The 20,619-nt window shown below is 72.7% G+C and carries 19 protein-coding genes; 6 read left to right on the top strand and 13 right to left on the bottom strand.

From position 1 onward, the window contains the following. Nucleotides 1-44 precede the first annotated feature (44 nt). Entirely contained in the window at nt 45-689 is a 645-nt protein-coding gene (locus KR546_RS15595; RefSeq protein ID WP_238445647.1) for a class I SAM-dependent methyltransferase, read from the top strand. Between the two features lie 12 nt (nt 690-701). On the opposite strand, the gene rdgB is transcribed toward KR546_RS15595, so the two are convergent. The 5 genes from rdgB to KR546_RS15570 form a co-directional block, all read right to left on the bottom strand. Continuing rightward, complete coding sequence (rdgB, locus tag KR546_RS15590) at nt 702-1,322, bottom strand: RdgB/HAM1 family non-canonical purine NTP pyrophosphatase (protein ID WP_238445646.1); 621 nt, start codon at nt 1,320-1,322, stop codon at nt 702-704. Between the two features lie 3 nt (nt 1,323-1,325). Further along, entirely contained in the window at nt 1,326-2,015 is a 690-nt protein-coding gene (gene rph / locus KR546_RS15585) for a ribonuclease PH (RefSeq protein ID WP_238445645.1), read from the bottom strand. Between the two features lie 239 nt (nt 2,016-2,254). Further along, nucleotides 2,255-3,055, bottom strand: coding sequence for an MBL fold metallo-hydrolase (locus KR546_RS15580; protein ID WP_238445644.1), 801 nt, complete (start codon nt 3,053-3,055; stop codon nt 2,255-2,257). Nucleotides 3,056-3,087: 32 nt separating this feature from the next. Beyond that, a complete protein-coding gene (locus KR546_RS15575) occupies nt 3,088-4,026 on the bottom strand; it encodes a PLP-dependent cysteine synthase family protein (protein ID WP_238445667.1) in 939 nt (312 codons plus the stop codon). Between the two features lies 1 nt (nt 4,027). Continuing rightward, nucleotides 4,028-4,300, bottom strand: coding sequence for a MoaD/ThiS family protein (locus tag KR546_RS15570; RefSeq protein ID WP_238445643.1), 273 nt, complete (start codon nt 4,298-4,300; stop codon nt 4,028-4,030). A gap of 255 nt (nt 4,301-4,555) precedes the next feature. On the opposite strand from KR546_RS15570, the gene KR546_RS15565 reads away from it, so the two are divergent. Further along, nucleotides 4,556-5,755: a winged helix-turn-helix domain-containing protein gene (locus KR546_RS15565; protein ID WP_238445642.1), complete on the top strand. Its 1,200-nt coding sequence runs from the start codon at nt 4,556-4,558 to the stop codon at nt 5,753-5,755. A gap of 7 nt (nt 5,756-5,762) precedes the next feature. Here KR546_RS15565 and KR546_RS15560 read toward each other — a convergent pair whose 3' ends face one another. From KR546_RS15560 to KR546_RS15545, 4 genes are all read right to left on the bottom strand, one after another. Continuing rightward, nucleotides 5,763-6,149, bottom strand: coding sequence for a hypothetical protein (locus tag KR546_RS15560; RefSeq protein ID WP_238445641.1), 387 nt, complete (start codon nt 6,147-6,149; stop codon nt 5,763-5,765). 62 nt (nt 6,150-6,211) lie between these two features. After that, entirely contained in the window at nt 6,212-7,744 is a 1,533-nt protein-coding gene (locus KR546_RS15555) for a phytoene desaturase family protein (RefSeq protein WP_238445640.1), read from the bottom strand. Continuing rightward, nucleotides 7,741-8,877 carry a hypothetical protein gene (locus tag KR546_RS15550; RefSeq protein ID WP_238445639.1) on the bottom strand — a complete coding sequence of 379 codons (1,137 nt, stop codon included), beginning with the start codon at nt 8,875-8,877 and terminating at the stop codon, nt 7,741-7,743. The genes KR546_RS15555 and KR546_RS15550 overlap by 4 nt, the downstream gene beginning before the upstream one ends. Nucleotides 8,878-8,934: 57 nt before the next feature. After that, nucleotides 8,935-9,510: a mismatch-specific DNA-glycosylase gene (locus KR546_RS15545; RefSeq protein ID WP_238445638.1), complete on the bottom strand. Its 576-nt coding sequence runs from the start codon at nt 9,508-9,510 to the stop codon at nt 8,935-8,937. Between the two features lie 101 nt (nt 9,511-9,611). On the opposite strand from KR546_RS15545, the gene KR546_RS15540 reads away from it, so the two are divergent. Further along, nucleotides 9,612-11,534: a hypothetical protein gene (locus tag KR546_RS15540; RefSeq protein ID WP_238445637.1), complete on the top strand. Its 1,923-nt coding sequence runs from the start codon at nt 9,612-9,614 to the stop codon at nt 11,532-11,534. Between the two features lie 24 nt (nt 11,535-11,558). Here KR546_RS15540 and KR546_RS15535 read toward each other — a convergent pair whose 3' ends face one another. Genes KR546_RS15535 through KR546_RS15525 form a run of 3 tightly spaced genes read right to left on the bottom strand, consistent with a single transcriptional unit; the run spans nt 11,559 to nt 14,940 of the window. Next, nucleotides 11,559-12,974, bottom strand: coding sequence for a hemolysin family protein (locus KR546_RS15535; protein WP_238445636.1), 1,416 nt, complete (start codon nt 12,972-12,974; stop codon nt 11,559-11,561). Beyond that, the gene (locus KR546_RS15530) at nt 12,971-14,350 is read right to left on the bottom strand and encodes a hemolysin family protein (protein ID WP_238445635.1); all 1,380 of its coding nucleotides are present in this window, start codon (nt 14,348-14,350) and stop codon (nt 12,971-12,973) included. Before KR546_RS15530 ends, KR546_RS15535 begins: the two co-directional genes overlap by 4 nt. Next, nucleotides 14,347-14,940 carry a TetR/AcrR family transcriptional regulator gene (locus tag KR546_RS15525; RefSeq protein ID WP_238445634.1) on the bottom strand — a complete coding sequence of 198 codons (594 nt, stop codon included), beginning with the start codon at nt 14,938-14,940 and terminating at the stop codon, nt 14,347-14,349. Before KR546_RS15525 ends, KR546_RS15530 begins: the two co-directional genes overlap by 4 nt. Nucleotides 14,941-15,163: 223 nt before the next feature. On the opposite strand from KR546_RS15525, the gene KR546_RS15520 reads away from it, so the two are divergent. Both KR546_RS15520 and KR546_RS15515 read left to right on the top strand, forming a co-directional pair. Beyond that, a complete protein-coding gene (locus KR546_RS15520) occupies nt 15,164-17,029 on the top strand; it encodes an acyl-CoA dehydrogenase (protein ID WP_238445633.1) in 1,866 nt (621 codons plus the stop codon). Nucleotides 17,030-17,439: 410 nt separating this feature from the next. Further along, on the top strand, nt 17,440-17,619 hold the full coding sequence (locus KR546_RS15515) for a hypothetical protein (protein WP_238445632.1): 180 nt from the start codon (nt 17,440-17,442) through the stop codon (nt 17,617-17,619). 56 nt (nt 17,620-17,675) lie between these two features. On the opposite strand, the gene KR546_RS15510 is transcribed toward KR546_RS15515, so the two are convergent. Further along, nucleotides 17,676-18,482, bottom strand: a complete 807-nt coding sequence (locus KR546_RS15510; protein WP_238445631.1) for an SDR family oxidoreductase — start codon at nt 18,480-18,482, stop codon at nt 17,676-17,678. A 165-nt stretch (nt 18,483-18,647) separates the two neighbouring features. Here KR546_RS15510 and KR546_RS15505 point away from each other — a divergent pair. After that, the coding region (locus tag KR546_RS15505) for a transglycosylase domain-containing protein (RefSeq protein ID WP_238445630.1) at nt 18,648-20,619 on the top strand (1,972 nt) is incomplete at its 3' end.

Raw genomic sequence — 20,619 nt, 5'->3', positions numbered from 1 at the left:
GGCCCGGGGCTAGCCTCCCCGTCAACCAACAGGTGCGGGGTCCGATGTCCACGTTCGAGACGGTCACGGCACGGTTCGGCGAGGTGCCGTACATGCAGGAGGCAGCCGCGGGCACCCTCCGGGACGTGCTCCTGGAGGCGGGGGCCACCGACCTGCTCGAGATCGGCTTCTACCAGGGCAAGAGCAGCGCCTACATGGCAGCGATCCTCGAGGACCGTGGTGGCGACGGCTCCCTGCTGACCGTCGACCGCACCGGAGCCAGGGACCACGACCCCAACATCGACACCATCCTCGACGACCTCGAACTGTCCCACCGGGTCACGCCGCTGGTCGCCAAGCGGTCCTACACCTGGGAGCTGCAACGCCTGATCGCGGACCCGGACGGACCCCGGTTCGACTTCTGCTACTTCGACGGCGGACACACCTGGGACCTCACCGGGTTCGGGGTCGTGCTCGTCGACATGCTGTTGCGTCCCGGCGGGCTGTTGCTGCTCGACGACATGGACTGGGCCATCGCGAACTCGCCGTACTACACCGCCCGTCCGTCCATCACGCAGAAGTACGACGACGACGAGGTCGAGGCCTTCCCCGTCCGGCTGGTCTGGGACACGGTGCTCCCCCACCTGGGCTACGAGCAGGTCCGCGAGTACCCCGAGCACCACTGGGGGCTGTGCCGCAAGCCGGCCTGACGCCGGGCCCGGTCAGCGTGGTCCGTCCTCCGCGAGGAGCTGCACGAGCACGGGCCTGATCGCCTCCAGCGCACGGCCACGGTGCGAGATCGCGTCCTTCTCGTCGGCCGTGAGCTCACCGTTGGAGCGTTCGTGGCCCTCGGCCCGGAACAGTGGGTCGTAGCCGAACCCGCCGGTGCCCCGCCGCTCGGTGAGCAGGTGCCCCTCCATCGTCCCGCGCTCCACCCACGCACGACCGTCCGGTGCCACGACGGCCACGGCGGACACGAACCGACCGGTGCGCTGCTCGTGCGGCACGCCGTCGAGGCGGGACAGGAGCAGGTCGTTGTTGTCCCGGTCGTCCCCGCCGGACCAGCGGGCCGAGTGCACCCCGGGGGCCCCGTCCAGGGCGTCGACCTCCAGCCCCGAGTCGTCGGCCACCGACGGGTGCCCGGTGGCGGCCGTCGCGGCCCGCGCCTTGATCAGTGCGTTGGCCTCGAACGTCTCGCCGTCCTCCACCGGGCGGGGCAACCCCAGGTCGGCGCTCGCCACGAGGTCGACCGCCAGCCCGTCGAGCAGGCGTCGCAGTTCCCGGAGCTTGCCGGCGTTGCCGGTCGCGACGACCAGGGTCGGCGGAGCGCTCGCAACGGCCACGGCTCAGCCCAGGGCCGCGCGTTGCGCGGCGAACAGTTCGTCACAGCCAGCAGTCGCGAGGTCCAGCAGGGTGTCCATGGCGGCACGACCGAACACGTCGCCCTCGGCGGTGGCCTGGACCTCGACCAGGCCCCCGTCGGCCGTCATCACGACGTTGGCGTCCACGTCGGCGGTCACGTCCTCGACGTACTCGAGGTCGAGGCGCTCCTGGCCGGCGACGATCCCCACCGACACGGCGGCCACCTGGCCGACGACGGCCTGCTCGGCACCGACCGTCCGCAGGGCGGCCACCAGGGCGACCCAGGCCCCGGTGATGGCCGCGGTCCGGGTGCCGCCATCGGCGTCGAGCACGTCGCAGTCCACCGTGACCGTGCGTTCGCCCACGGCCTCCAGGTCCACGACGGCACGCAGGCTCCGGCCGACCAGGCGCTCGATCTCCTTGGCGCGCCCGTCCGGCCCGGAGCGCTGTCGCCGGGCACGGGGGGCCGTCGAACCGGGCAGCATCGCGTACTCGGCCGTGACCCATCCCCCGGACGCCTTCCAGCGGGGTGCCCCCTCGGCGACCGACGCCGAGACGGCCACGCGGGTCCCACCGAACTCCACGAGGCAGGATCCGGCCGGCGCGTGCTGGAAGCCGGTGGAGATCCGCACGGGACGCATGGCACCCACGGGGCGGTCGTCGGGACGAGTCATCGGGGCTGGCCTTCGGGACGCGGATCCGGGCAGGGTGACCCGGGCGGCCCGATGGTAGGGGTCCGTGGCACCGCCCGGCCCGGGGGGCATGGTGGTACACCGACCAGCGGCAGCGCCCCCGACCCCAGGACGACCGTGGACACCCGCACGCTCCGCGACCTGACCGTGTCCGCCCAGGGACTGGGGCAGGCCGACCGACACGCCCTGTCCACGCTGGCCGACGAGGTGGTCGGGGACCGCTACTGAGGGTCCGGCTCGCGGTCCGGGTCGACCGCGACCGGGATGCCGCGGCCGGACTCCACGGTGAACGCCAGCCCGTCGCGTGCCACCTCCACCACCGCGTCGTACACGGCGGACGCCTCGGCGCGGGACACCGCGGGGTCCAGCTCCGGACGCAGGTGGGTCAGGACCAGGGACCGGGCACCAGCGGCCACGGCCATCCGCGCCGCCCGCGTCGCGGTCATGTGCCCGTCGTCGCGGCGCTCGTCGTCGCGGCCCTGCCAGGTCGCCTCCGCCAGCAGCAGGTCGACGTCCCGGGCACACGCCACCAGCTCGTCGTCACCCCCGCTGTCCGACGAGTACGCGAGCGAGGCGCCGTCCGGACCCTGCAGGCGCAGGGACACCGTCGGCACGCGATGGTCACTGGCGTGGGCGACGAGGTCGATGTCGCCGACCGTCCAGGTGTCCCCGGGGGACACCGTCGTCCAGGGGAAGATCCGCTCCCAGTCGTCGCGGCGATGGTCGTGGACCATCGGCAGGAGCGCGTCGTCGACGTCGGCGGCCGCGTGGACGGCCACCACGCCCTCGCCGGCCCACAGGACCCGGAACAGGCCGAGCAGGTCGATGCTGTGGTCCAGGTGGCGATGGGTCACGACGATCGCATCGAGGTCCGCGGGGTCCAGCAGGCCGGTCAGGCGCGCGGCCACCCCGAACCCGCAGTCGACCAGCACCCGCGTCGTCGACGTCGAGACCAGGTAGCCGGAGCAGGCCTGTCCCCCACCGGGCTGGGACCCCGAGCAGCCGATCACCTGCACCTGCATGGCGGCCTCGCGTGGTCGGGGGACGGGCCCGTTCAGGCCCAGAGGGTGTTCTCGAGATCACTCGACAGCTCGTCGACGTCGCCGGCGTCGTAGGCGCCGGTGGACAGGTACTTCCAGCCACCATCGGGTGACAGGGCGACGACCTTGGACCCCACGGGCAGCCGCGAGCACACGCGGATCGCCACGGCCAGCGACGCGCCCGTGGACACGCCCGCGAAGATCCCCTCGACCGTGGCCAGTCGACGCGTGGCCGCCAGTGCCTTGCGCGAGTCGACCTTGATGCGCGAGTCGAGGACGTCGGGGTCGAGGACCTCCGGCACGTAGCCCTCGTCGAGGTTGCGCAGCCCGTAGACCAGGTCGCCGTACTGCGGCTCGGCCGCGTAGACCTTGATGTCGGGGTTGTGCGCCTTGAGGCGGCGCCCCGCCCCGGTCACGGTCCCCCCGGTGCCGAGCCCGGCCACGAACGCGGCCACGTCGGGCAGGTCGTCGATGATCTCGGGCGCCGTCGTCTCGTAGTGGGCGCGTGGGTTGGCGGGGTTGCCGTACTGGAACGGCATGTGGACGTCCGGGTCGTCCTCGGCCATCTGCTGGGCCAGGCGCACGGATCCGTTGGAGCCCTCCTGGGCGGGCGAGTCGACGATGTCGGCGCCGAACAGCGTCAACAGCTGGCGCCGCTCCTGGGAGGTGTTGGACGGCATGACACAGGTCAGGTGGTAGCCACGCGAGCGGCAGATCGCGGCCAGCGCGATCCCGGTGTTGCCCGACGTGGGTTCGAGGATCCGGCTGCCCGGGCCGAGCAGGCCACGCTCCTCGGCATCGGTGACCATCGCCAGGGCGACCCGGTCCTTGACCGACCCGGTGGGGTTGGCCCCCTCCAGCTTGAGGTGGATCTCGTAGCCCTCGGGAGACAGCCGGGGCAGGCCGACGAGCGGGGTCCCGCCGATCGACTGGGTGATGTCGTGGAAGCGCAGCTCAGGCCCCGCCGGCGACCGCGGGCATGATGGCGATCTCGTCGGAGGTGTCGACCGCGGTCGACAGGCCGTCGAGATAGCGGATGTCCTCGTCCTCGACGTAGACGTTGATGAACCCACGCAGGTCCTGGCCCTCGAACAGCGAGTCACCCAGCCCGGGGTGGCTCGCCACGATGTGGTCGAAGACCTCGCGGACGGTCACGCCGTCGGCGGCCAGGCGGGACTCGCCGTTGGTGTGCTTGCGCAGGACGGTGGGGATTCGCACGGACGCCATCGTGGGGCCTTCGGTACTCGTGGTGGTCGGGTCGTGGTCGGTGCAGGGGCGGCCCCGCATCGGGACCGCCACGTCGCCTGCTCGGAGGAACGGTCCCCGGTCGGAGTGCTATTCCGCCTGGTCGTCGCGGTCGGGCCCCGGCCGTCGCGACCGGATGTGCCCGGACGGGTCCAGACGGCCGTTGGACGACGTTGACGACACGTCCGCGTAGTCTGGCCCGTCTGGACGGGCCGCACCCTCGAGACAGGAAAAACCGTGCAAACCACGCGTCGGCTGCGACCCGATCAGGTTCGTCGGATCGCGGTGCGGGCGGCCGGGCTGGATCGGGCACGCCCCGATCGGGTCGACGTCCGCCACCTCCGCCGGGTCGTGGACGACCTCGACGTCGTCCAGCTGGACTCGGTCAACGTGGTCGACCGGGCCCACCGGTTGGTGTTCTACTCGCGGCTGGGCGTCCACGACGTCGATGCGCTCGACCAGTGGCTGTGGCGCTCGCGCGACCTGCACGAGTGCTGGGCCCACGTGGCCAGCCTGATGCCGACGTCGGCATGGCCGCTGCTGGCCCATCGCCGTGCCGACGCCACGGTGCCGTGGAAGTCGGTGCAGCGGATCTCCCGCGAGCGCCCCGACTTCCTCGCCGACGTGCTGGCCCAGGTCCGCGAGCGGGGCCCCCTGACCGTGTCGGACCTGGAGGGGGGCGGGGACCGGACGTCGGGCTTCTGGGGCTGGAACCCGGGGCGGACCGCCCTGCAGTGGTTGTTCGAGTCGGGACAGCTGGCGATCGACCATCGCGACCGGACCTTCCGTGCCGCCTACGACCTGCCCGAACGGGTGCTCGGCGAGGTCGTCCACGAGCCCGACGTCCCGCAGGACGAGGCGGTGCGTGCGCTGGTCCTGCGGGCCATCGCCGCCCAGGGGGTGGGCACGGCCGCCGACCTCGCGGACACCCATCGGCTGGGGGTCCGCGAGACCCGCACGGCCCTGGCACACCTGGTCAGCGAGGGCGTGGTCGACGCCGTCCACGTCGACGGCTGGGGCGAGCCGGCCTACGCGCTGCCCGACCTGGTGGTGCCACGCCGGGTCGAGGCCCGGGCGCTGGTCGCCCCGTTCGACCCGCTGGTGTGGTTCCGCCCACGGGTGGAGCGCGTGTTCGGCATGCACTACCGGATCGAGATCTACGTCCCCGCCGACCGACGCGAGTACGGCTACTACGTGCTGCCGTTCGTGCTGGGCGACCAGCTGGTCGCCCGGGTCGACCTGAAGGCCCACCGTCGCCGGGGCGTGCTGGAGGTCCGCGGCGCGTGGGCCCAGCCGGTGGCCGTCGGCGAGCGTGACCGGGTGGGCGCCCACCTGGCGATCGAGCTCGCCACGCTCGGGCGCCACCTCGGCACGCCGGAGGTCGAGGTGGCCGACCACGGCGACCTCACCGGGCCAGTTCGCCACTGGCTGCCCTGAGCCGGGATCAGGTCTCCTCGTCGTCCTGCTCGGGGGCAGGCACCCAGGTCTCGCACCCCAGTCGCTGGCCGAGCGAGCCGACGAGGAACGCGAAGTCGGCGCCTGCGTGGCGTCGGTGGCTGCGGACCTGGAACAGGTCCGCCACCAGGCGACCCGGCCCGGTCGCGACGTTGTGCACGCGATGACGGATGTGGGTGCCCTGCTCGTGGCGGGTCACCCGGTCGCGGCCCTCGTACCACCAGCCGCCATGCACGATCACCTCACCGGTCTCCTCGTCGACGGTGACCTCGCCGACCCCCGGCCGGCGACGTGCCTCGGCCAGCAGGGGCCAGACCTCCTCGGGATCGGCGCCGACGACGCCGTCCACTTCGAACACCACGGGGTGGTCGGACATGGGTCCTCCTGTTCCAGGGTCGGGGTTCGGTGGTGTGGGGCAGGTGTGGTCAGGCTGGCCGGTCAGCGGCCGATCCGTGCGGCGGCGAGGGCGTAGCCGGCCGCGGCCCAGCCGGGCACGCCGTGGACGGCACCGCCCGGGAACGTCGACGCCGACCCCAGCCACAGGCCGCGGATCGGGGTGGCATAGGGCACCAGCGCGGGCAGGGGCCGGAAGACCGTCTGGTGCAGGACGTAGCTGCCTCCACCGACGTCGCCACCGACGAGGTTGGGGTCGCCGGCCTCCAGGTCCGCCGGACCCTGGACGTGGCGCGCCAGGACGAGGTCACGGAACCCGGGGGCGAAGCGCTCGACCTGGTCGGTCATGCGTTCGACGTGGGCCACCGCCGCCTCGGGGCCATGCACGGCAGCCGGCACGCGGGTGTAGGCCCAGGCCGTGTGCTTGCCCTCGGGTGCACGCGTCGGGTCGGCGATCGACTGCTGCCCGAACAGCATGAAGGGGCGCTCCGGGACGTCCCCCCTGGCCACGGCGCCGGTCTGGGCGGTGACGGCCTCGGCCTCGCCACCGACGTGGACGGTGCCCGCACGCCGGGCCTCGGGGGCCGTCCACGGGGTGGGTCCGTCCAGCGCCCAGTCGACCTTGACGGTGCGTGGCCCGTAGGTGAACCGTCGCAGCCGCCGCGCGTACCGGGACGGCATGGCATCACCGACCAGGTCCAGGAGGGCGTGCGGCGTCGTGACCGCAACCACGATCGGGGCCCGGTACCTGGCGCCGGTCGCGGTGGCCACGCCGGCCACCTCGCCGTCGTGGGTCACGATCCGCGTGACCGGCTCGGACAGCCGCACCTCACCACCGAGGTCGCCGAGGTGTCCGACCAACGCATCGGTCAGCCCCGACGCACCGCCGCGCGGCGAGGGCCATCCGACGGCGTGGCCGAGCAGGTGGAGGTAGGCACCGGCGATCGCGCTGCCGGAGCCCTCGGCCGGCACGTCGGCGTGCAGGACCGATCCGTACAGCCACGCACGCGCATGCGGACCGTCGAACAGTTCCTCGGCCAGGTCGGCGGCGGGCATCAGGAGCAGCCGGGCGAAGTCGAGCACCCCGGACAGGCCGACGCCGGCGGCCAGTCGCGCCGCTCCGGGCAGCGGCGGGAACCCACCGAGCATGGTCCGTCGGAGGGCGTCGAAGTGGTCGAGCCAGGGCTGGGCCCATCCCTTCCACGCCGTCCCGTCGCCCGGATGCAGGTCGTCGAGGTGGGCGGCCGTTCGGTCCAGGTCGCGGTACAGCGCACCCGCCCGCCCGTCGGGCATCGGGTGGGCCATCGCGATCTCGGGCTGGACCCATTCCAGGCCGTGCTCGGCCAGTGGCAGCCCGGCGAAGACCGGCGACGCGGCGCCGGCCGGATGCACGGCACTGAAGGTGTCGGACACGAAGCCCGGGAGGGTCAGTTCCTCACTCTTGACCGCGCCCCCCGCCTGGGGCATCGCCTCGCACACCACGACCGACCGACCACTGCGCGCCAGCCGGATCGCGGCCGACAGGCCGTTGGGCCCCGAGCCGATGACCAGCGCATCGACGGGCTCGGGCCGGCTCATGACGGCGCCTCGACGGCCGTACGACGCGAGACCTGGGCCGCGAGCTGGTGCAGCATGGACTGGCGTGGCGCCTCCATCCCCCAGAAGGCGTGCTGTGACCAGCGACCCACGCGGTCGTACATCTCCGACAGGTGCCAGGTCATCGGGTCCCAGGAGCCCCCGGCCCGGACCCAGGTGCGACCGTCGGCGCGGTACAGGAGCAGGCGGTTCTTGGCGTTGCCCATGAAGTGGCCCTCGTGGCACACCAGGTCGAACCCGGCGAGCAGCTCGGCGCCCTCGGGGAGTGGGTCGAGCTCGTCCGGGCGGGCCGCGAAGCCCGCCCGCACGTCGTCGACCCAGGCGTCACGGGCGGCCGGGTCAGCCGCGGTCACGAGGTTGTCGATGGTGACGTAGGCGCGGATGAACACCGGCGTGCGGGGACTGGGGAACCCGACGACCTCGATCTCGAAGGTCTGGCCGTCCAGGCCGCGGTCACGCAGGGGGGTGAACCGCCCGAGCTCGCTCGCGTAGTCCGGCCAGTGCTCCACCGCCAACAGGGCGTCCACGGTGGCCTCGGCGTCGGGGACCTCCACCGGCGGGTAGGTGTGCCAGACCTGCTGGGCCGGGGGTGCCGTCGGCGGGGTCAACGGTCCCAGCTTCGCCCGGGCCAGGCGCACCTCCGGGTCATGGGCCTGCTTGTCGGCCACGGTCGGGAAGACGATGCCCCATCCCGTGCGGTCCCAGTCACGGGCAGCCTCCGGGAACCAGTCCCCGAGCAACTCGGCGGCGCCGGCCTCGAGGTGGGCGCGGTCGAGCGTGCCGGTGCGGCCGCCCGTGCCCGCGAACCTGGCCGTGCCGAAGGCCCGGTGGAAGGCCAGCACGTCGGCCGCACCGAGCCGACCCGTTCCATGGCGGTGCCAGGCCGTGGTGAGGACGGCGAAGGCCAGTCGCAGGTCGTCGAGATCACGCCGGTCGGATGGCTTGGCGTAGTACGAGGCGTTGAGGAAGTCGGTCACCCACGGCGCGGCCGTCGGCGTCGCGAGGGTCGACCCCCCGAGCCGGGCGAGCTGTCCGGCGCCCTCGCCGGACAGTCGCCCCACCACCATTCCTGCGGCGGCCCCGCCCAGTGCGGACCACACGTGCGACCATGCCATGGTGTCTCCCGGATCGACTCCCTTCGACCGTACTGGTCCCGAGTGGGTCGACCACCCTCACCAGCGGGCGGGCGACACCTCCACGCCGGCTGCCACCGCGGGCTCGCGGTAGGCCCGGGCCAGCGACAGCACCGTCTCGTGGGCGTTGAGCCCGCTGGGGTTGGGCACCACCCACAGTCGGGCGTCCCCGAGGCCGTCCGGTTGCTTGCCGGCGACGGCGCCGCGCCGCCGGAACGCGGTGCGGTACGCCGTCAGGCCGGCGATGGCCACGACGGCCGGACCCCAGCCCGCGACCCGCGCGACCAGTTCCTCGGCGCCCACCCGGTAGTCCGCCGTGGTCAGCTCGCTGGCACGGGCGGTGGCGTGGCGGACCACGTTGGTGATCGCGATGCCACGGGCCAGCAGGTGGGCGCGGTCCTCGTCGTCCATCCCGTCGGGTGGGATCGCGCGGTCGATGATCCCGGCCAGGTGCAGTGCGGGGTAGAACCGGTTGGAGGGATGCGCGAAGTGGGTGTTGGTGGCCGCGGTCATCAGCCCCGGGTTGATGCCGACGAACACCAGCCGGACGTCCGGGCCGACGAGGTCGTCGACCTCGGCGCCACGGAAGTCCTCGAGCTGTTCACGGGTCCACATGCCGGGTCCTCGGTCGGACGGCCACGACGGGGGGTTCGAACCACGTGCGGCGAGGTCTACGATCGCGGTCGAAGGGGGGAACGACCGGAACCGGAGGATAGGTGACCACCGCCACGCCACCGCGGGCCGAGTCGCGCGCATCCGCCGCGACCGATGTCACCCGCCGTGGGCGGAGCCCGCGGTGGATCCTCCCGGCCGTGGCAGCCCTGGCCACCCTGGTGGTCACGGCCAACGTGGTCGCGATGCTCGGCCGCGGCTACGAGTTCACCGACGGCGGCAACGCCTGGAACCTCGCCGTCCACCCGGACGGCACGCCCCTGGTCGTCACCCAGGCCGGGTGGCTGCAGCACGGCATGCTGGTGGCGCTCGGCAACGACGAGATCCTCTTCCAACGGGCCAACGCCGTGCTGACGCTCGTGCTGGGGATCGCACTGGCCGGCGTGCTGGTGGCCCGCTCCCGGAGCCGCTCGACGCCGGCGTGGGAGACCGCCGGGATGGCCGTGGGCGGCGGGGTCGGTGCCTTCGCGCTCATGGTCCAGTGGCAGGCGCCGCCGAACTACAAGTGGCTCGCGCTGCAGGGCTTGCTGGTGGCCGCGGTCGGGCTGCTCGCCAGACCCGGACCCACCGGCACCCGCGCGAGGAGCGGCGACGTGGCGCTGGGCGTGGTGCTCGGGCTGGGCGGCTGGGTGACGTTCATGGCCAAGCCGTCGAGCGCGGCCCTGCTCGCACTCGTGGCGCTGGTCCACCTGTGGGTCCGCCGCACCACTTGGCTGCGTGCGGTGGTGGGTGCCGGCACGGCCCTGGTGGCGCTGCTGGTGACCGGGCTGGCCGTCGCCGGGTCGATCACCACGTTCATGACCGACGTCCAGACCGGCGCGACCCTGACCGCGGTGCTCGACCCCAACCACTCCCTGGGAGCGCTGCTGCAGCCCGACCTCCCACCGATGTCGACCAGCACCTGGGTCGTCCTGGGCGCGGCCACGGTCGCCTGCGCGGCGCTGCTCTGGTGGACCCGAGTGGCCACCGACCGGTCCCGGCTGCCCACCGGACCGGCGGTCACGTGGGTCGTGCCGGGCGCGATCGCCGTGGCTGCCGCCGTCGTGGCGTCCACGACCTGGTCGTGGTGGCCGGACTTCGCGATCGCCCAGGGGACCTGGGGGCTGGCCCTGCCGGCGGCCGCGGGCATCGTGCTGGTCGCGGCGCGACGGAGGCTGCGCGGCCCGACCCGCGGGGTCGTGGCCGACACCGTCCTGCTGCTGGTCCTGCCGGCGGTGTTCGCCTTCGGCAGTGGCAACAACTACTGGCACGAGGCCGGGCGAGCGGCGGTCTTCTGGATGTTCGCCGCGATCCCACTGGTGCTGGCGGTGCGTGGTCACCCGAGGCGGCGCCGCGCGATGGTGGCGGTGTGCGTGGTCGCCGCGCAACTGGTCACCGCGGCGCTGGTGCACGTGGGCATCCGCGAGCCCTACCGCCAGGACATCGCGCTGCGCGCCATGGACGTCCCCGTGACGGTCACGACCCCGGTCGAGGGACTGCTGCTCTCACCGTCGCAGGCGGCGTTCGTGGAGGCGATGGTCGGGCCCGCCCAGGCCGCGGGGTTCCGGGCCGGGACCGGCGTGGTCGACCTGTCCGGTCGCACTCCGGGGCTGCTGCACCTGCTCGACGCAGACCCCCTGGGCCGTGCGTGGCTGCTGGGCGGCTACGAGGGCAGCACCGAGGTCGCGATCCGCTTCCTGGCGGCCGAGGGCTGCCCGACGCTGGCCACGGCCTGGGTGCTGGACGGACTCGGGGGCCGCCGATCGCTGGCGCCGGAGGTGCCCGACGCACTGGGGATGGACCTGGTCACCGACTACCGGGTGGTCGCCACGGGCGTCGCCTTCGACGGCGTCCGGCGACGCCTGCTCGCCCCGACCCGTCCGGCGGCGGAGGCCACGACCGCCTGCCAGGACGCGCTCAGGGAGCGGGGTGGTCCCTGGCGGGCCGATCCGCTCGACCCGGGGACCGAGCCCGAGGAAACCGGATGACCCGGTGCCCGTGCCGCGGCGGGATCAGTCCGGGACCGAGACGTGGGCCGGACCGGGGGTGTCCTCGGCGGCGGGTGCGGTGACGACGACCGTGCCGGCGCGACGGCCGTTGAGGTCCACGACACGCAGGGTCCACCCGTCCACCTCGACCTCGTCACCACGCTGGCAGAGGCGCCCGAGTCGCTCCATCAGGTAGCCGTTGACGGTCTCGGTCTCACCGTCGGGCAGGCGCAGCCCGGCCAGCCGGGCCAGTTCGTCGCGCCGCAGCAGCCCGTCGATGGTCCAGTCCCGATCGCCCGCCGACACGATGTGCTCGCCCTCGTCGAACTCGTCGGAGATCTCGCCCACCAGCTCCTCCAGCACGTCCTCGAGCGTGACCAGTCCGATCATCGCCCCGAACTCGTCCACCACCAGGACGGCGTGGGACCGGTCGGCGCGCATGTCGCCCAGCAGGTGCTCGAGGTCGCGCGACTCCGGCACCGCCTTGATCGGGCGGCGCAGGTCGTGGACCGACAGTCCGGCCACGTCCTCGGGGTCACGGATCAGCACGTCCTTGACGTGGACCATCCCGACCACCTCGTCGTGGTCGTCCAGGTAGACCGGGAACCGGGTCAGCCCGGTGCGGTCGGACGCGTCCAGCACCGCCGTCGCCGGGGCGTCGTCGGGCAGCATCTCCAGGTCGGTCCGCGGGGTCATCGCCGCCTCGGCGTCGATCGTGGCCAGCTCCAGGGCGGCCGACAGGACCCGCACGTCCTGGTCGGCCACGGTGCCCTCGCGCTGGGACTCCCGCAGCGCGACCGCCAGCTCGGCCGGCGTGTGGACCAGGTCGTGCTCGTCGACCGGCTCGACGCCGACGGCCCGCACCAGCAGGTTGCCGAGCCAGTTGAGGAACAGGATCAGCGGACGCAGGACCCAGATGAAGACGCGGAACACGCGGGCCAGTCGCAGCGAGACGTCCTCGGCACGAGCGAGCGCGAGGTTCTTGGGGGCCATCTCGCCGACGACCATGTGCAGGAACACCACCAGGCTCATCGCCAGCGCGAAGGCCAGGCCGGCCGACCATGCCGCCGACAGGTCCGTACGGTCCAGCGCCCGCGCGAACAGGGTCGCGACGGCCGGCTCGGCCACCGCACCCAGGCCCAGCGAGGCCATGGTGATGCCCAGCTGCGCCCCCGAGAACGTGATCGACAGCTCCGACAGGGCGTTGAGCGCCACGACGGCACGCGCGTCCCCGGCGTCGGCCTTCTCCTCGATGCGGGCCCGACGTGCGGCCAACAGCGCGATCTCGGCGGCGACGAAGAAGCCGTTGGCCACCAGCAGGAACACGCCCAGCAGGATCGCCGGGACGTTGATCGGGCCACCGTGGCCGCCCGCCTCGACCGCGAGGACGAGGGGGCCGGGCACCGGGAGGGTCCCGAGGAGCACAACCAGCGCCGTCATGACGAGTCCTCGTCGTCGGGCGACCGGGTCTCGGTGACGGCGGCGGGCAGGTCGAGCTCGTCCTCGGGACGATCGTCACCCGACGACGTCACCTCCAGGCGGAGTTCAGCGACCCGCTGGCCCTCCATCCGGGTGACCTCCCACGCGGCGTCGGCGGTCTCGACGCGGTCGCCCTCGGTCGGGATCCTGCCCAGTTCGCTGATCACGAAGCCGGCGACGGTGTCGTAGTCGGCCACGGGCACGTCGGTGCCGGCGAGATCGCCCAGCCGATCCACCGGCAGGCGGCCGGCCACCAGGAAGGTGCCCTGGCCGAGCCGGCGCACCATCGGCACGCCACGCGGATCGTGCTCGTCCTCGATCCGCCCGACCAGCTGTTCCAGGACGTCCTCCAGCGTGACCAGGCCGGTCGACACGCCGTACTCGTCGACCACGACACCGAAGGTCCGGGCTTCGCTGCGCAGTCGCAGCAGGAGGCGACGCAGGGTCTCGCTCTCGGGCACCAGCAGCACGCCGGTCGTGACCTCCTCGACCGTCACCCGGTCGTGGTCGGCCGCCGGCACCCGGAGCAGGTCCTTGACGTGCACCGACCCCGTCACCCGGTCGCCGTCACGGACGGGGAACCGGGAGTGGCCGGTCCTCCGGGCGGCGTCCCGCAGCGTCGACAACGGCTCCGAGGACTCGACCCAGGCGATGTCGGGCCGCGGCACCATCACCTCGACGGCGCGCCGGTCCCCCAGCGACACCGCCCGGCCGAGCAGCATGGCCTGCTGGTCCGACAACGTGCCGTCCCGACCCGACGCCTCGATGATCCTCGACAGCTCGTCGAGGCTGAGCCCACCGGCGAGCTCGTCCTGCACCTCCACGCGGAACACCCGACGGGTCAGCCATGCAGCGGCGCCGTCGAACACCCGGATGACCGGTCCGAAGACCACGCCGAAGATCTGCAGGGGCAACGACGTCGCCACCGAGGTGGCCTCCGGCCGCGAGATCGCGAGGTTCTTCGGGGCGAGCTCGCCGACGACCATCTGGAACATCGTCGAGATCAGGAAGGCCGCGGCGACCGAGATGGTCGTCGTGCTCCCACTGGGCAGCCCCAGCGCGTCGACGACCGGCTGGACCAACACGGCGCCGACCGCGTCCTCGGCCAGGAACCCCACCAGCAGGGACGTCGCGGTGATCCCGAACTGGCAGGCCGACAGGACGAACGAGAGGTTCGCGAGCTGGCCCAGGGCGCGGCCAGCGGCGCGGTCACCCCGCTGCGCCCGTTCCTCCAGCTCGCCCCGCGACGCACTCACCAGCCCGAACTCGGCGGCCACGAACAAGGCGTTTCCCGCCACCAGGACGACGACCAGCAGGAGGGCGAGGGTCGGGGTCACGAGCCGGTGCGCCCGGCCAGGGGGGAACTGGCGCGGTCACCCGGGTGTCGCGGCAGGGCTGCGGCGTGGGCGGCGAGGTCGAAGTCGGGATCCATGGCGTTGCGGATGGCCAGGCCGGTCAGCGCTCCCAGCAGCAACTCGGCATGGGCCACCGCGGTCGCCTGGTCGAGCTCCGGGTCGTGGCGTCGCATCGCGGCCTGGAACCGGTCGACCCGGCGGGCGTGGGACCGGGCGATCGGGGCGGCGACGTCCGGGGCGGTCAACGCCATGCCGGCCAGCTGGAGGTGGATGCGCGCCAGGGTCGCGGTCTCGCCCGTGACGAACGCCACGAAGGCCGTGACGAGGTCGTCGACCGTCTCGCTGCCGTGGCCGTCCGGGTCCGGGTCGACCGCCGTGATCGCCTCGGCGAGCACCTCCCAGATCGCGGCCTCCTTGGACTCGAACAGGTTGTAGAAGGAGCCGGCGCCGACCCCCGCCCGGTCGGTGATCGCCTTGAGGGTGGCCGACTCCAGGCCCTGGTCCCCCAGCACCTGCCGGGTGGCGTCCAGGATCCGCTCGCGGGTCTCGATGCCCACCCGGTAGCGCGCCATGTGTCCTCGTCCTCGATGTCGAGCTGCCGCGGTCGTCCACGGCCCGCGAGCCGGCCGCGGGCCACCGACGCCGGGCCACGACGCTACCTCCACCCCGGCGGGTTCGACGTCACCAATCCCTCGACGAACATCTGGAGTGCGTGTTACAATACTGCTCACGGATTTTGAGTGGTCGCTCCAAGTCTGTGCGCCCGCCAGCACGCCCGTCCCGACGAGGATCACGATGAGCCACTACCACGGCAACCTCCGCGACATCGAGTTCAACCTCTACGAGGTGTTCCGGACCCAGGACTGGCTGGGCACGGACACGTTCCCCGTGGACGCCGACACCGCGAGGATGATGCTGGCCGAGTTCGCCCGCTTCACCGGCGAGGGCCCGTGGGCCGACTCGTTCGTCCCGGCCGACCGGACACCCCTGCACCTGGACGCCGACGGCGACGTCACGATCCCCGACGAGCTCCACGCGGCCCTCGAGGCCTTCCACGACGACCAGTGGCACCTCCTGTCGCTGTCGACCGAGCTGGGCGGGATGGGCACGACACCGACCCTGCGCTGGGCGGCCTACGAGCTGATGTCCGGCGCCCATGCCGCGGCGACGCTGTGGTTCATGGGTCCGCTGTTCGGCCAGGTGCTGTCCGACGAGGGCACGCCTGCCCAGTACGACCGGTTCGGCCAGCACATGGTGCACGACCGCTGGGGCGCGACGATGGTCCTGACCGAGCCCGACGCCGGGTCCGACGTCGGCGCCGGCGTCACCAAGGCGGTCAAGGTCGCCGAGGACGACGGTTCTGGCCTGGGCTCGACCTGGCACCTCACGGGGGTCAAGCGGTTCATCACCTCCGCCGACGCCCAGACCCACGCCAACACCGTGCACCTCGTGCTGGCGCGACCCGAGGGTGGCGAGCCCGGCACCAAGGGCCTGCGACTGTTCATCGTGCCGAAGTTCCACGTCCTGGACGACGAGGGCACGCTGGGTGAGCGCAACGGGGTGAAGGTCACCAACCTCGAGGACAAGATGGGCATCAAGGCCTCCGCGACCTGCGAGCTGACCTTCGGTGCCGACCCCGACCGGCCGGCCGTCGGCTACCTGGTCGGCGAGCGCGACGGCCACGGCGACGGCATCGCCCAGATGTTCCGCATCATCGAGCACGCCCGGATGAGCATCGGGGTCAAGGCCATGTCGACCCTGTCGACCGGCTACCTCAACGCCCTGGAGTACGCCAAGGTGCGCGTGCAGGGGGCCGACCTGACCCGGATGGCCGACAAGACCGCCCCCAAGGTCACCATCATCAACCACCCCGACGTCCGCCGGCTGCTGATGGACCAGAAGGTGCACGCCGAGGGCATGCGGGCCCTGTGCACCTATGCCGGCGTGATGCAGGACCAGGCGATGCTCGCCGACGGCGAGGAGCGCGACGCCTGGGAGCGCCGCAACGACCTGCTGCTGCCACTGGTCAAGGGCTACTGCTCCGAGAAGGCCTACGAGCTGCTGGCCGACTCGCTGCAGGTGTTCGGCGGCTCCGGCTTCACCCGTGACTACCCGATCGAGCAGTACATCCGCGACGCCAAGATCGACACGCTCTACGAGGGCACGACCGCGATCCAGTCACTGGACCTGGTGTTCCGCAAGATCGCCCGCGACAACGCCCAGACGCTGTTCTGGTTCGCCGGACAGGTCAAGGAGACGGTCGACACCGGTCGCGACGAGTTCGCCGACGAGCGCAAGGCCCTGGGCCAGGCACTCGAGGACGTGCAGGGCCACCTGGGCCACATGCTGGGCTGGGCCATGGCCGCCCGGGACGACGCCGCCCAGGCCGGCGAGCTGTACAAGACCGGGCTGCACACGGTGTCCATGCTCGAATCGCTGTCCGAGCTCCTGATCGGCTGGCTGCTGCTGCGCCAGGCCGAGGTGGCCCACGACGCGCTCGCAGCCGATGGCGGCGCGGGCCGCGACACCGACTTCTACACCGGCAAGGTCGCCTCGGCGCGCTACTGGGCGCGGACCGTGCTGCCCAAGACCCGCCACCGTCGCGAGCAGGCCATGGCCGAGGACGGCTCGCTCATGGAGCTGCCCGAGGGCGCCTTCTGACCTTCCGCACCGCCACGCGACCCGGGCCGGAGCGCCCGGGTCGCGTCGTGATACGTCCGACCGCGATCTCGGTCCGGATCGGGCGATCAGCGGACATCGCGTGGTCGACCCTTGGCAGGTGGGGGGTGGCCGTGTACGTTCCCCCGCACCCCGAACGGGCCCGACGCCCGGACGGACCACACGACGAACGCGACCCCGGGAGGTGAGCCGATGAGGACGACCTTCATTCCGGCATCCCTCGGCAGCACCGGGGCCGCACCGTCGTGCGCCATGGTCGATCACACGATCTGACCTGGCACCCTTTCGGAAACGACGCGGTGGCCAGCGGTCACCGCGTTTCGTCGTCTCGGCGCAGTTGCTTCGACACCTCGAACCGGTGGCCCCACCACCCACCACACGAGGAAACAACCATGGAACCGCAACTGCACCTGCAACTCCACCAGGCTCGTGTCGCCGACGCCCTGCGTCGCCACGAACAGTTGGCCGCCCAACGACCCCGCCCTCCCGGGCGGTACCGGGTCGCCGTGGCCGCGGTCCTGCACCGCCTGGCCGAGCGCGTGGAGGCGGCACCCGCCGTCCGCCACGCCTGAACCGCACCGACCTCGAGCGGCCGTCCCGGATCCCGGGGCGGCCGCTCGTCGTGCGGTCAGCCCTGCAGCAGGGACTGGGCACCGTCGACGAACACCTCGGCACCGGTGACGTGGGCGGCGTCGTCGCTGGCCAGGAACGCGACCACGGCGGCGGCCTGCTCGGCCGTGCCCGGTGCCCCGTCGGTCAACGGGATCTCGCCCTCGGGGAACTCCACCGGCTCGGCGACCTCGTCGGTGCCGCGGTCCTCGGTGCTGGAGTCGATGTCGGACTCGATCGCGCCGGGACAGATCGTGTTCACACGGATCCCGTCGCTGGCCAACTCCAGCGCCAGCATCCGTGCCAGCGCGACCTGCCCGGCCTTGGAGGTCGCGTAGGCGGTCGCGCCGGTGTTGGAGAACATCCGCGTGCCGTTGACCGACGACGTGACCACGACCGCGCCACCGTGGGCCCGCAGGTGCGGCACCGCCGCACGGATGGTCAGGTAGGTCCCCGTGAGGTTGACGTCCAGCGTGTGGCGGAAGTCGTCGGCCCCGAGCTCGTCGATCGGCGCCCACACGCCGTTGACGCCGGCATTGGCCACGACCACGTCGAGCCGGCCCCACTCCCCCACGATCCTGTCGCACGCGGCGACCGTGTCGTCGGCCTCGGCGACGTCACCCGGCACGGCCATCGCCGTGCCCCCGGCCTGCTCGATCGACGCGACCACGTCGTCGAGGTCCTCGCGGGTGCGGCCCAGCACGGCCACGCGCGCTCCCTCGGCCGCCAGTCGACGGGCCGAGGCGGCCCCGATCCCCGAGCCACCGCCGGTGACCAGCGCCACCCGGCCATCGAACCGGCCCGCCCTCGATCCATCCGTCGCCATGTCGAACCTCCTCGGTCGTGAACGTCGTTCGCGACGCTCGACCGTATGCGCTACCCGGGTCACCTCCATGGCCGAACGGGGCGGTCAGGCGTCGGTCCGCGGTGGTGGCCGGCGGCACGGGAAGCGTGCGTGGCCACCGTCGACCACCTCGCTACCGTGCGGTCGATGTCATCCCAACCCCGCTCCTCCCGCAGCACCCGCGCGTCCGCCGGCGGGTCGACCGGTCGTCCCCGGCGACGCTGGACGACCTGGCTGAAGTGGCTCGCGATCCCCCTGCTGATCGTCGGACTGCTGGGCGCCGCGACGCTGTTCGTGCTGTTCGTCCGGGTCCCGCTGCCCTCCGACATCGCGCCCGGCGCGACCACCGTCCTGGACCGCGACGGCGAGGTCGTGGGCACGCTGGCCGGCGACGTCACCCGCCAGGACGTGTCCCTGGAGGAGCTCCCCGACTACGTGGGCCTGGCCGTGCTATCGGCCGAGGACCGGGACTTCTACACCCACAAGGGCGTGGCGCCACTGGGCATCGCCCGCGCGCTGTACGTCAACGTTCGGGCCGGCTCGATCGAGCAGGGCGGGTCCACGCTGACCCAGCAGTACATCAAGAACGCCGTGGTGGGCGACGACCAGACGCTGTGGCGCAAGGTCAACGAGGCGGCCCTGGCGATCAAGCTGGAGCGGACCACCGACAAGGACACCATCCTCGAGTGGTACCTCAACACCATCTACTGGGGACGTGGTGCCGTCGGCATCGGTGCGGCCGCCGAGACCTACTTCGGGGTCGACGCGCGTGAGCTGACCCTCAACCAGGCGGCGACGCTGGCCGGCATCATCCAGTCGCCCGAGAACCTCGACCCCGCGGAGGAGCCGGAGGCGGCCGACCGACGCCGTGTCTACGTGCTCGACGGGATGCTCGAGGAGGGCTGGATCACCCAGGACGAGCACGACGAGGTGGTCGCGGCCGGACTCCCGGAGGTGGGCACGGACTCCGCGGCGACCGCCCAGACGGCGCCCTACTACCTCGACGCCGTCAAGGACGAGGTCGTGGCCGCGCTCGGGGCGGAGGCGATCGCCCAGGACCTGGTGATCCGCACGGGGCTGGACCTCGACGCCCAGCTGGCGGGCGAGGAGGCCGTCCGCGAGGGCGTGGCCGACAACGAGTTCGACGTCGAGGGCCTGTCCGGGGCTCTGGTCTCGGTGGAACCGACCAGTGGCGAGGTCGTCGCGCTCGTCGGCGGTCCGGACTTCGGCACCCAGCAGTTCAACGTCGCCACCAACGGTCCCCGCCAGGTCGGCTCCACCTTCAAGGCATTCACCGACGTCGCCGCACTCGGCGAGGGCATCTCGCCCGAGCAGGAGTTCGACGCACCGGCCGAGATCGAGGTCGAGGGCGAGGACGGCGAGGAGACCACGGTCCGCGACTACGCAGACGAGGACCGCGGGGACATCACGCTGCGGCGGGCGACCGAGGTGTCGGCGAACACGGCGTTCATCAACATCCAGCGCGAGGTCGGCGTCGAGCTGGTGGTCGACGTGGCCGCACGCATGGGCCTGCCGCGTGAACGCACGACGGCGGACGGCGAGGAGCGCCAGACCTTCTCACTGGCCGAGACGACGACCCTCGGCGTGGACGAGTTCACGGCGATCGAGCTGGCCGAGGCGTACGGGACCCTCGCCGCCGAGGGGCTCCAGGTCGAGGCCCACCTCGTCCGATCGATCGAGACGGCCGACGGCGAGGAGATCTACGTCTCCCCCACCACCCAGGAGGCGGTGCTGGACGCCAACGTCGCCCACGTCACGACCGACATCCTCCGGGGCGTCGTCACGGACGGCACCGGCAGTGGGGCGGCGCTGGAGGACCGCCCGGTCGCCGGCAAGACCGGGACGACCCAGGGCGGCGCGGACGGCTGGTTCGCCGGCTACGTCCCCCAGCGGGCCACCGCCGTCTGGGTCGGCCGACTGGACTCCAACGAGCCGGTCGAGGGCCTGTCCGGGGCGAACCTGCCAGCCGACATCTGGCAGCGGTTCATGACGGCCGCCGTGGCCGACCTCGAGGTGGAGGAGTTCCCGGAGCCCGACCTCGACGCCTTCGAGCTCGAGTCCCCCAGCCCGACCCCGTCGCCGACCCCCAGCCCCACCC

Source organism: Salsipaludibacter albus (assembly GCF_019798055.1).
In the GTDB taxonomy this organism is placed as follows: domain Bacteria; phylum Actinomycetota; class Nitriliruptoria; order Nitriliruptorales; family Nitriliruptoraceae; genus Salsipaludibacter; species Salsipaludibacter albus.
This window is presented reverse-complemented; position numbering and strand designations above follow the sequence as displayed.

What these genes read in the sequence shown, in the direction of transcription:
- KR546_RS15595 (WP_238445647.1), top strand. Translation starts at nt 45, where the DNA reads ATGTCCACGTTCGAGACGGTCACGGCACGGTTCGGCGAGGTGCCGTAC.
- rph (WP_238445645.1), bottom strand. Translation starts at nt 2,015, where the DNA reads ATGACTCGTCCCGACGACCGCCCCGTGGGTGCCATGCGTCCCGTGCGG.
- KR546_RS15580 (WP_238445644.1), bottom strand. Translation starts at nt 3,055, where the DNA reads ATGCAGGTGCAGGTGATCGGCTGCTCGGGGTCCCAGCCCGGTGGGGGA.
- KR546_RS15570 (WP_238445643.1), bottom strand. Translation starts at nt 4,300, where the DNA reads ATGGCGTCCGTGCGAATCCCCACCGTCCTGCGCAAGCACACCAACGGC.
- KR546_RS15560 (WP_238445641.1), bottom strand. Translation starts at nt 6,149, where the DNA reads ATGTCCGACCACCCCGTGGTGTTCGAAGTGGACGGCGTCGTCGGCGCC.
- KR546_RS15555 (WP_238445640.1), bottom strand. Translation starts at nt 7,744, where the DNA reads ATGAGCCGGCCCGAGCCCGTCGATGCGCTGGTCATCGGCTCGGGGCCC.
- KR546_RS15550 (WP_238445639.1), bottom strand. Translation starts at nt 8,877, where the DNA reads ATGGCATGGTCGCACGTGTGGTCCGCACTGGGCGGGGCCGCCGCAGGA.
- KR546_RS15545 (WP_238445638.1), bottom strand. Translation starts at nt 9,510, where the DNA reads ATGTGGACCCGTGAACAGCTCGAGGACTTCCGTGGCGCCGAGGTCGAC.
- KR546_RS15535 (WP_238445636.1), bottom strand. Translation starts at nt 12,974, where the DNA reads ATGACGGCGCTGGTTGTGCTCCTCGGGACCCTCCCGGTGCCCGGCCCC.
- KR546_RS15525 (WP_238445634.1), bottom strand. Translation starts at nt 14,940, where the DNA reads ATGGCGCGCTACCGGGTGGGCATCGAGACCCGCGAGCGGATCCTGGAC.
- KR546_RS15520 (WP_238445633.1), top strand. Translation starts at nt 15,164, where the DNA reads ATGAGCCACTACCACGGCAACCTCCGCGACATCGAGTTCAACCTCTAC.
- KR546_RS15515 (WP_238445632.1), top strand. Translation starts at nt 17,440, where the DNA reads ATGGAACCGCAACTGCACCTGCAACTCCACCAGGCTCGTGTCGCCGAC.
- KR546_RS15510 (WP_238445631.1), bottom strand. Translation starts at nt 18,482, where the DNA reads ATGGCGACGGATGGATCGAGGGCGGGCCGGTTCGATGGCCGGGTGGCG.